This is a genomic window from Pacificibacter sp. (assembly GCF_039769035.1).
Lineage (GTDB): Bacteria > Pseudomonadota > Alphaproteobacteria > Rhodobacterales > Rhodobacteraceae > Celeribacter.
In genome coordinates, this window is record NZ_JBDMZG010000219.1 from 1 (window position 1) to 10,306 (window position 10,306).

The following is a 10,306-nucleotide window of genomic DNA, read 5'->3' on the forward strand; positions in this document are numbered from 1 at the left end:
CGCAGAGGTCTCGATATCCTCTTGGGGCACACCAATGCGTTCACGCACCCACGCGAAATAGACGACATTGATCATCATGCGTCCTCTTTCAAAAACGGCATGGCTTTGATCAGATAATCTGCGCCGGTGATCACGGTCAAAAGCGCCGCAATCCATAGCAAAATAACGCCGCCACCATAGGACCAGAGCGAACCGTAATAGCTCAGCCGCAGCCATGTTTCATCGGACATCTCGCCATCGAGAATGGCGTCCATAGTGGCACCATCCATCCCGATCGTGCCCATGCCCAAGTAATGCGAAAATATCCCATAGGAAAACAACACAGCAATGGCGATCATCTGAGCTGTGGTTTTCCACTTGGCCAGCTTCGTGACTTTCAACAGTCCCGCTGTTTCGCCCAAAAATTCCCGCAAGCCTGAAACGAATGTCTCGCGCAGCAAGATGAACGCGGCAGGCACGATGATCAGCGGTGAGGGGCCAAAATTCATCGCCAAGACCGCGATTGCTGTGATGACCATGGCTTTGTCCGCAATCGGATCAAGCATGGTGCCGAATTTGCTCATTTGGTTCCATCTGCGGGCCAAGAACCCATCAAACCAATCCGTCAAAGACGCGCCCCCGAACAATATCAGCGCCACCCAATCCGCATAAGGATGGGGCAAAAACAGAAAGACGATCGCGACGGCAGGCGCACATAGCAGCCTGAACACGGTGAGAATATTTGGGATGTTCCATATCATGTGATCACCTTTAACCGTTCAATCGCCTTCATGGAAGAAGTCATAGATAGTTTGCGCGACCTTACTCGAAATTCCCTCTACGGCTTTGAGGTCAGCCAAGTTCGCACGCGCCACCGCTTTGGCCGATCCGAAATGCGCCAGCAAAGCACGTTTGCGGGTTGCCCCCACGCCAGGCACGCCATCAAGCGGGTTGGCAATCATCGCTTTTGAGCGTTTCGCACGGTGGGTGCCAATGGCAAATCTGTGGACTTCATCGCGAATACGCTGGATGAAATAGAGCACAGGATCATTGCGTTGCAGCGCGATGGGGCGCTTTCCAGTGCGGTAGAATTCCTCTTTGCCGTGATCGCGAAACTCGCCTTTGGCCACACCCACCATAGCGATGTCAGCCACACCAAGCTCGTCCATGATTTCTTGCACAGCAGACACCTGCCCTGCCCCGCCATCGATCAACAGCAGACTGGGCCATGTATCGCCCTTGCGCTCTGGGTCGTCTTTGAGGAGGCGTTGAAAACGACGGGTCAGCACCTCTTTCATCATGCCAAAGTCATCACCGGGGGTGAGCGTTTCGTCTTTGATATTAAACTTGCGGTACTGCGACTTGATAAAGCCATCAGGGCCCGCCACAACCATAGCGCCCACAGCATGCGCGCCTTGGATGTGTGAGTTGTCGTAGGCCTCGATGCGGGTTGGCACTTCAGGCAAATCAAACGCCTCTGCAACGCCTTTAAGCAGCTTGGCCTGTGCGGCACTTTCAGACATTTTACGCCCAAGGCTTTCGCGGGCATTGCGCAGAGCAAAGGTGACCAGCTCAGATTTTTCGCCCCGCTGCGGGTGAATGATCTCGACCTTTTGACCAAGCTTTCCCGACAAGGCCTCTTGCATCAAATCCACGTCTTCAATGCCATGCGACAAGATCAATTGGCGCGGTGGTTCCTTTTTGTCGTAAAACTGGCCGATGAATGCGGTCAGCACCTCGCTGGCATTGTTGTCCGCGGCAATGCGCGGATAAAAATCACGGTTGCCCCAGTTTTGATTGGCGCGAATGAAAAACACTTGAACGCAGGCCTGCCCGCCCTCCATATGCAGACCGATCACATCGGCTTCTGTCACGGTGCGCGGGTTGATGCCTTGGGCGGTCTGCACTTGGGTCATCGCCTTGATGCGGTCACGCAAGGCGGCGGCGCGCTCGAATTCCATCGCCTCAGAGGCCTCTTGCATTTGCGCCGCCAAACGTTGCTGCATGCCCTTGTCTTTGCCCTGCAAAAACTTTTCCGCATCAGACACCATTTCGAGGTAGTCTTCTTTCGAAATTTTGCCCACGCACGGCGCGGTGCAGCGTTTGATTTGATACTGCAAACAGGGCCGCGTGCGTCCTTCAAATTCACTGTTGGAACAATTGCGCAGCAAGAACACGCGCTCCAATTGGTGCAAGGTACGGTTCACTGCCCCCGCAGACGCGAACGGTCCGTAATAAGCCGCCTTGCGGGTTTTCTTGCCGCGATGTTTGGTGATCTGCGGAAAGTCATGATCTTTGGTGACCATGATATTCGGAAAGCTTTTGTCATCGCGCAGCAAAACGTTGTAGCGCGGCTTAAGCTGCTTGATCAGGTTTTGCTCAAGCAACAAAGCTTCGGTTTCCGTGCGCGTTGTGAGAAACATCATCTGCGATGTTTCAGAAATCATCCGCGCGATACGTGCGCTGTGCCCATGGGGACGCGCATAGCTCGACACACGGTTCTTTAGGTGTCGCGCCTTGCCGACATACAGAACGTTATGCTCCGGATCGAGCATCCGGTACACACCAGGTGAGCCATCAATTTGACGCAAGTATCCCTCGATCACTTTGTGACCTTTTGGGATCTGTTGTTCCTGTGGCTCCGTTGGGGTTTCGCTCATACTCGATCGCCTTTGATTCCTTGGTGGCTGCAACCTTATCGCACCGAGAGCAAGAGGAAACAAATCCACTGTTTCTGTGGATAACTCTGCTGATAACTCTCCGTGAAAGCCGCTTTTTCCTTTAATTCAAGCGTCTTCCTTAATTTGCACAAAAACTAGGCAGAAACCTAACACTCTGAAATTAAACGTTATTTTTTTCATAAGTCGGTCAAATCATTGAATTTGTTCATATTTTGGTTACATTCGAAGCACCAAATCAACTTAGGTGCACAACTTCGGCGCTCACAGACCTGTTTTGACGCGATTGTGCCTGATCAAGATCGGCTTACCGCTGCGTCAAATACAGACATGCATCGGCGGCGTTTGGATCTTTGGCCTCGCGCCTCCGACCGATCTACAGGTCTCGCTACAGCAAAACGCTCACAATATACGTGACATAGAGCACCGAGAAAGCGGCACCCCAAATACGTGTAATATTGATCCTTTTGAGCACGAATACACCGAGCAGCAAAGACGCCGCGAGCATCACCCAAATGTCGAATTGCATCAGCTCAGGCGCCACAGGCAAGTCGCCCACCAAACTCGAAACGCCGATGATGCCCAGGAGGTTGAACATGTTTGAACCGATGACATTGCCAAACGCCACATCGGCTTGCTTGCGCAAAGCGGCCATAACTGTGGTGGCAAGTTCTGGAAGTGATGTCCCAACAGCCACAAGCGTCAAACCGATAATCGTGTCGGAGACACCAAATGCGCGCGCGATGTTGGTTGACGCATTGACCAAAAGCTCCGCGCCAAGCGGCAGACCGATAAGGCCTGCGATCAAAAACACGATGATCTTCCACCAAGGCATATCGGGGTCTGCGCCTTCAAGATCATCCAAATCGTCGCTGTCGTCAAAGGTCGCAGTCGCATCGCGTTTATGGCAGCGCGCGACATAGACAGCATATCCAAGCATGGCAAAAAGCGCCGCCAACAAAACAAGGCCAGATCCCCATGTGAACGCGCCGAACCCAGCCAAACCGATAAACAGCGCTGTCGCCGCAATCATCTGCAAATAGCTAGATCGGGTCGAATTGTCCGTGACATGCAGCGTCGTAACCAACGCAGGGATCCCCAGCACCAACAAAACATTTGCCGTGTTCGACCCAATGACGTTCCCCAAGGCCAGACCCGGCACGCCCTCTTTAATCGCTGAAATCGCAATGAGAAGTTCTGGCGCCGAGGTGCCAAAGGCGACGATTGTTAGGCTGACGATGAGGGCCGGAATTCCGACCCGCAATGATAGATTAACGGCACCACGCACCAACGCGTCACCCGCCACCAAAAGCAGAACCAAGCCGACACAAGCTAGAATAAAGTCCATTAACGTTTGCCTTTTTCGCAGGCACAAGGGCCTTTACCGATTTTGTACCGACCGCATTTTTTGCAGGCCAGCGCTTTGAGTTTTTCTTGCCCAGGAAAGCGCAACTTTCCGATAAGCGCGAGTACCATCATACCCACGAGAAACAAGGTGATTATTTTGAAAATCACGTCATAAACCAAACCGCGCCCAAAGCGCCTGCTCTTCAACAGAGGACGTCAAAGCTGACGTCAGCTGTGCCCCGAACCTTTGAAACAGGGGTTTCTTCGGGCCGTAAACGGCAAACCGAACGGTATCGCCGTACATGTCTTTCATCACGGGAATAAGATGGCCAATGCCATCTGCAAGACCTAGGGACACGCCTTGCGCACCCGTCCAGAACGACCCATCGAACAATTCTGCGTCCGTATCTAGGCGCTCAGACCGTGCGTTTTTGACATGAGCAACAAAGGCATCGTGAATTTCAACTTGAAGGGATTTGATCCGTTTCACATCGGTGGCATTTTCGGGCTTAAACGGGTCCATCTGACTTTTGGATTTACCCGCCGTGTAAACACGCCGCTCAACACCATGTTTTTCGATAAATTTGTCAAAGCCAAATCCAGCCGAAATGACACCGATAGACCCAACAATAGAGCTGTGATCAACGAAGATTTTGTCGGCAGCACAGGCCAGCCAATAGCCACCTGACGCCGCCACATCTTCAACAAAGGCATAGACAGGAATTTCTTTTTCGTCGGCCAGGCGACGGATGCGGGCGGCAATCAAAGACGACTGCACCGGCGATCCGCCGGGAGAATTGATCGACAAAGCCACCGCATCAGGCTTGCCGCGTTTAAACGCACGCTCGACAGCCGCAGCCAAAGATTGATCATTCAACCCACCTTGGCGGGTCATAATCGCACCATTTAAACGCACCACGCTTACACGTGGGGCCGATTTCACAAAAGGGATCCATTTCTTCATAAGAAGGATGTAAAGCGCGCCCCCCCTACAAACAAGGGCAGGGCGCAAGGTTATGTGGAATTATCTGCACGCATCAAAGCTATCGGCGACACCTTGGATCAATTTGCCATAAAAATCAGCGCCCATTTCAAGCCCCTGCCCCAATGGATCAATCACTCCACTATGCGCAGGCGTACCCGCAAGAAGCGTGCGCACGAGTCCCGCATTGAACTGCGGTTCAGACAAAACACAGTCGACCCCTTTGTCTTTGATCATGTCCTGCAACTTGGAAATACGCGCAGGGCTTGGCGCGGCTGCGTCGCCCAATGAAATGGCGCCCATCGCGGACAGGCCAAAACGCGCTTCGAAATAGTGATAGGCATCGTGGAACACGACAAACTTGGCGCCCTGATCGTCTGACAGCTGATCTTTCAGATCACCCGTCAGCGTTGCCAAATTCGCTGCACTGCGCGCAGCGTTTGCCGCGTATGTGTTTGCGTTCGCAGGGTCTAGTTCCGAAAGCGTTTGTGCAATCAGTCCGAGCCACGCGATGGCGTTTTCAGGATCAAGCCAGGCGTGCGGATCTACACCACTGTGATCATGCCCCTCGTGATCGTCGTGGCCTTCGTGTTCATCATGATCATCGTGGCCCTCGTGTTCGTGACCTTCCGCGTGATCGCCTTCATGTTCATGTTCGTGCTCGTCTTCATGCGCATGATCGTCGTGGTCTTCATGCTCATCATCATGTGCATGTTCATCATGATCGTGATCTTCAAAGGTAAGCCCCTCACGGAACTCAATCTGCTGAGTCACAGCGCTTTCGAGAAATGACACAGATAGCGCGTCAGGGGACAAAGTGGTGATCGCGTCACCAAGCCAAGGCGTCAAACCGTCGCCGATCCAAAAAACAACATCCGCATCTTGCAGGTTTTTGGCGTCTGACGGGCGCAAGGCATAGTCATGCGGCGAGGCATCTTGCTTCATCAAAACCGTCGGCGCGCCCACCCCAGCCATCACTTGGGCTGCCAAAGAGTGAACTGGTGCAATGTCAGTCGCCACAGTGGGCACGTCTGCCATCACTGGCGCGGTCGATAAAAGCAAAGCGGAGCAAACGGCACGGGTTCGAGTCATGATTTCAAGTCCTGTTATATTATAACAAGGGTTGATATATGTCATAGTATAACATATCAACCCTAAATGTGACCGAGTGCGAATTCTATCGTTTTGCACGACAACAAGGATACCCCATGGACCCGATTGGATTTGCCAAACACGACCACGACTCTTGTGTCGCAGACGCCGTCAGCTCGGTCGAAGCGCGCTGCCAGTCAGCAGGATTGCAATTCACGCCTGTACGCAAGCGCGTGCTTGAGATCTTGCTCGAAGAACACCGCGCCTTGGGCGCCTATGAAATTCTAGATCGTTTGCGCGACGAAAACCTCGGGTCTCAGCCGCCCGTCGCCTACCGCGCGTTGGACTTTTTAACCAAACATGGCTTTGTCCACAAAATCGAACGCCTCAACGCCTTTATCGCCTGCGCACACCCGCATGAAGTCCACACCCCCGCGTTCTTGATTTGCCGCGAATGCAATTCCGTCGCCGAAGCAGAAACCGATCTTACCCAAGGCCGCCTCGCTCAGATCGCCTCTGCAACAGGCTTTTCCATCGAGCGCGCCATCTTAGAGGCCGAGGGCCTTTGCCCCAATTGCAGTCCAAAACACGAGGCTTCAAATGCCTGAATCACTGATATCCCTTAAAGACGTTTGCGTGCACATTGGCGCAAAAGTGGCGCTGCATGATGTGAATTTGAACTTGGTTTCGGGCGAGATCGTCACAATTGTCGGACCAAACGGATCGGGCAAATCGACGATGCTGCGTACGCTTGTTGGGGCCATCACCCCGACAGCAGGCACCATCACGCGCCGACCAAATTTGCGTATCGGATACGTGCCACAAAAGTTGCACATCGATCCCACACTGCCGCTTACAGTGCGCCGTTTTTTAAGCCTGCCCCGCCGTGTCAGCAATGCTGTCGCAACGCGGGCATTAGAAGAAGCAGGCGCCGGCGATCTGATCGCGCGCCAAATGACCGATCTTTCAGGCGGCCAGTTTCAACGTGTTTTGCTGGCCCGTGCGTTGCTCAATGATCCGCACATTCTCATCTTGGATGAAGCGACACAAGGTCTCGATCAACCGGGATCTGCCGATTTTTACGCGCAAATCGCACAGGTGCGCGAAGCCCATGGTTGCGCGGTTCTGATGGTCAGCCACGAATTACACGTGGTCATGGCCGCATCCGATCGCGTGATTTGCTTGAATGGGCACATTTGTTGCGAAGGCGCGCCTGAAACGGTGGTGTCTGCCCCCGAATACCGCGCATTGTTTGGGTCCGGCACCCATGGTGCATTGGCGCTTTACCGACATGAGCACAGCCATACACATGACGACTCATGTGCCCATGATCATGACCACTCAGCCGAGGAACGCACATGACCTTTCTAGATGACTTCATGGTCCGCGCAACTCTGGCTGGGCTCGGCGTGGTTTTAGCCGCAGCGCCTTTGGGCTGCTTTGTTGTCTGGCGCCGCATGGCCTATTTTGGCGACGCGACGGCCCATGCCTCGATCTTAGGCGTGGCCTTGGCTTTGGCCTTTAATGTGTCAATTTTCGGCGGAGTTTTGGCTGTCGCTTTGATCATGGCGATAACCGTCTCCGCACTCGGTGGGCGCGGCTATGCGATGGATACTTTGCTGGGCGTGATGGCGCATAGTTCACTGGCCTTTGGCCTTGTGGCTGTGTCGCTCATCGATGGCGTGCGCATTGATTTGATGGCGTATCTGTTCGGCGACATTTTGGCCGTCGGGCGCTTGGACTTGGTGGTGATTTGGGGCGGTGCAGCTTTGGTTGTGCTTTTGCTGATCGCGCGCTGGTCGGCGCTTTTGACGTCGACACTCAATCCCGATTTGGCGAGCGCTGCCGGCATTTCCCCGCGCCGCGAACAGCTGATTTTGTCAGTCGCATTGGCCATGGTTGTGGCTGTGGCAATTAAAGTTGTCGGCGTTTTGCTGATTGCCGCAATGTTGCTCATTCCCGCTGCTGCGGCACGCCCTTTTGCGCGCACACCAGAACGCATGGCGGTCATGGCGGTTGGGATTGGCGCTGTCTCTGTGCTGGCGGGCATTCAACTGGCGTTCCAATTTGACACCCCAACAGGGCCGACCATCGTTTGTGTCGCGGCCGTCATGTTTTGTGTCGCAAGTGCTACCGATCTTTTGCGCAAAGGGCGTGGTTAAGCGCCAATATCAGAGGCAATTGCCACCGTTTTTACAATGGCAAAAACGGGTTTTCCTGCCTGCAATTCAAGTGCTGCGACGGACCGCTGTGTGACGCGCGCCAACACTGGGCCAGCGCTGGTCAACACAGTGACAATGGCGCTGGACGCGGACGTGGGCTGCACCGCAGTGATCGTCCCTGCGACACTGTTAAGCGCTGAAAAGCCTACAGGCTGCTGCAACGCCAACATCACATCGCTGGCAGGCAGGCGCACCCGAACGTGTTGCCCCACATCGAGGCGTGTGCGCGGCAAGAAATACGTGTCCTGTCCGGCTGATAGCTCTGTCAAACCATCCGTGTGATGCGCCACAACCCGTGCATCCAAAACAGCCCCCACGGCCCCGAGGCCCAGCGGCATCGCGTTTGGATCGGCCAGGACATCAAGGGCCGGACCTTGGCGAATAACTGCGCCTCTTTCGAGCGCAACAACCGTCGTCGCCAAACGCGCAACCTCGTCTGCGGAATGGCTGACATAGATGATCGGAATATCCGTTTCATCGCGGATTTGTTCGAAATAGGGCAGGATTTCGGATTTCCGCTCACTGTCCAGTGACGCCAGCGGTTCATCCGCCAAAATCAACTGCGGGTCCGCCAACAGAGCACGGCCAATCGCAACCCTTTGTTTTTCGCCCCCCGACAAAGCAACGGGCCTGCGATTGAGCATCGGCGCGAGACCCAGCATGTCGACAATGCGGGCGCGGTGTTGCGGATCAATCTCGCGCCGTGCCGCATGTGCTGCATAATCCAAATTGCGCGCCACACTCAGGTGCGGGAAAAGCCGACTGTCTTGAAAAATATACCCCAAACGCCGTTTGTGCGGCGGCACGAAAACACCCGCTTGCGTGTCTTGTAAAACCTCTGTGCCGACGACGATTTTCCCTGCATGCGGCCGCATAAGACCTGCGATGGCATTGATGATGGTGCTTTTGCCCGACCCTGACCGTCCATACAAAACGGTCAGCCCCTCAGGTGCCGCAAATGTGGCATCGAGGTCAAAACCGTCAAATCGGTGTTGAATGGAAATAGACAGGCTCATGTTCCGCGCATCCTTTTTGTCGCGCGCCGCGCAAGCACTTCGGACAGCAGCAATGCCCCCATCGCCAAGACAACGGAGACCACGACCAGCCGCAATGCAGCGCCTTCTTGTCCTGGCACTTGCAGCAGCGCGTAGATGGCAGACGGCACGGTTTGTGTCTGACCTTGGATGCTTGAGACAAAGGTGATTGTCGCGCCAAATTCGCCCAGCGCTTTGGCAAAACTCAACACAGATCCCGCGAGGATACCGGGCAAGGTGAGCGGCAGTGTGATCGTGATGAATACCCATAAGCGCGACGCGCCCAACGTGGCCGCCGCCTGTTCCAATTTCGGGTCCACCGCCTCAAGCGACAGCCGGATCGCCCGCACCAACAAAGGAAACGCCATGATCGCAGCGGCGAGAACAGCGCCGGTCCAACGAAAGGCAAACACAATGCCCAAGTCTTGTAAAAATCCGCCAACAGGACCACGCACGCCAAACACGGTCAAAAGCAAATAGCCTGTAACAACGGGCGGCAAAACCAATGGCAAATGCACAAGGCCGTTGAGCAGCTGCTTGCCGTAAAAGTCCCATCGTGCCAGCGCATAGGCGGCCAGAATGCCAACAGGCAAACTGCAAATCGTGGCCACCAGAGACACTTTCAAAGACAGGGTGATCGCCTGCCATTCGGTGGGAGAGAAATCCAAAAGCATCATGGGGCAGATACCCCAAAACCATGTGCTTCAAAACGCGCCCGCGCCTCGGTCGAAGCCAAATAGGCCGCGAAGTCCTGTGCCCCTTGAGTTTGCGGCGCAACGATGGCGGCGGGATAGACGATTGGCGCATGGGTGCTCGATGGGAAACGAGCCACGACGCGAACAGTCGGCTCGGCCAGTGCATCTGTGGCGTAAACAACGCCCAATCGCGCCTCACCACGCGCGACGAGCGACAAGGCACTGCGCACATTATCAGTCTGCGCCACATGCGAGGCCAAATCTTCCCACAGCCCGA

Annotated in this window: 11 protein-coding genes; 3 read left to right on the forward strand and 8 right to left on the reverse strand. The window is 54.6% G+C overall.

Annotated elements, in window-relative coordinates:
* Window positions 1–74 precede the first annotated feature (74 nt).
* The 5 genes from pgsA to ABF287_RS17135 all read right to left on the reverse strand — a co-directional run bounded on the left by pgsA (window position 75) and on the right by ABF287_RS17135 (window position 6,078).
* Window positions 75–740 carry a CDP-diacylglycerol--glycerol-3-phosphate 3-phosphatidyltransferase gene (gene pgsA, locus ABF287_RS17115; RefSeq protein WP_347186208.1) on the reverse strand — a complete coding sequence of 222 codons (666 nt, stop codon included), beginning with the start codon at window positions 738–740 and terminating at the stop codon, window positions 75–77.
* Between the two features lie 18 nt (window positions 741–758).
* Window positions 759–2,639 carry an excinuclease ABC subunit UvrC gene (gene uvrC / locus ABF287_RS17120; protein WP_347186209.1) on the reverse strand — a complete coding sequence of 627 codons (1,881 nt, stop codon included), beginning with the start codon at window positions 2,637–2,639 and terminating at the stop codon, window positions 759–761.
* A 406-nt stretch (window positions 2,640–3,045) separates the two neighbouring features.
* A complete protein-coding gene (locus ABF287_RS17125) occupies window positions 3,046–4,005 on the reverse strand; it encodes a calcium/sodium antiporter (RefSeq protein ID WP_347186210.1) in 960 nt (319 codons plus the stop codon).
* A 168-nt stretch (window positions 4,006–4,173) separates the two neighbouring features.
* The gene (locus ABF287_RS17130) at window positions 4,174–4,968 is read right to left on the reverse strand and encodes a S49 family peptidase (protein WP_347186211.1); all 795 of its coding nucleotides are present in this window, start codon (window positions 4,966–4,968) and stop codon (window positions 4,174–4,176) included.
* Window positions 4,969–5,028: 60 nt separating this feature from the next.
* Window positions 5,029–6,078 carry a zinc ABC transporter substrate-binding protein gene (locus tag ABF287_RS17135; protein WP_347186212.1) on the reverse strand — a complete coding sequence of 350 codons (1,050 nt, stop codon included), beginning with the start codon at window positions 6,076–6,078 and terminating at the stop codon, window positions 5,029–5,031.
* 116 nt (window positions 6,079–6,194) lie between these two features.
* Here ABF287_RS17135 and ABF287_RS17140 point away from each other — a divergent pair, with 116 nt between their 5' ends.
* From ABF287_RS17140 to ABF287_RS17150, 3 genes are read left to right on the forward strand one after another with little or no spacing between them, the layout of a single operon-like run.
* On the forward strand, window positions 6,195–6,686 hold the full coding sequence (locus tag ABF287_RS17140) for a Fur family transcriptional regulator (RefSeq protein WP_347186213.1): 492 nt from the start codon (window positions 6,195–6,197) through the stop codon (window positions 6,684–6,686).
* On the forward strand, window positions 6,679–7,440 hold the full coding sequence (locus ABF287_RS17145; RefSeq protein WP_347186214.1) for a metal ABC transporter ATP-binding protein: 762 nt from the start codon (window positions 6,679–6,681) through the stop codon (window positions 7,438–7,440). Before ABF287_RS17140 ends, ABF287_RS17145 begins: the two co-directional genes overlap by 8 nt.
* The gene (locus tag ABF287_RS17150) at window positions 7,437–8,240 is read left to right on the forward strand and encodes a metal ABC transporter permease (RefSeq protein WP_347186215.1); all 804 of its coding nucleotides are present in this window, start codon (window positions 7,437–7,439) and stop codon (window positions 8,238–8,240) included. The genes ABF287_RS17145 and ABF287_RS17150 overlap by 4 nt, the downstream gene beginning before the upstream one ends.
* Here the strand turns inward: ABF287_RS17150 and modC are convergent.
* The 3 genes from modC to modA all read right to left on the reverse strand — a co-directional run.
* Window positions 8,237–9,316 (reverse strand): molybdenum ABC transporter ATP-binding protein, encoded by a 1,080-nt coding sequence (gene modC / locus ABF287_RS17155; RefSeq protein WP_347186216.1) that lies wholly within the window; start codon window positions 9,314–9,316, stop codon window positions 8,237–8,239. The genes ABF287_RS17150 and modC overlap by 4 nt on opposite strands.
* A complete protein-coding gene (modB, locus tag ABF287_RS17160) occupies window positions 9,313–10,011 on the reverse strand; it encodes a molybdate ABC transporter permease subunit (RefSeq protein WP_347186217.1) in 699 nt (232 codons plus the stop codon). Before modB ends, modC begins: the two co-directional genes overlap by 4 nt.
* A partial coding sequence (gene modA / locus ABF287_RS17165; protein WP_347186218.1) for a molybdate ABC transporter substrate-binding protein occupies window positions 10,008–10,306 on the reverse strand: 299 nt, incomplete at its 5' end. The genes modA and modB, both read right to left, overlap by 4 nt.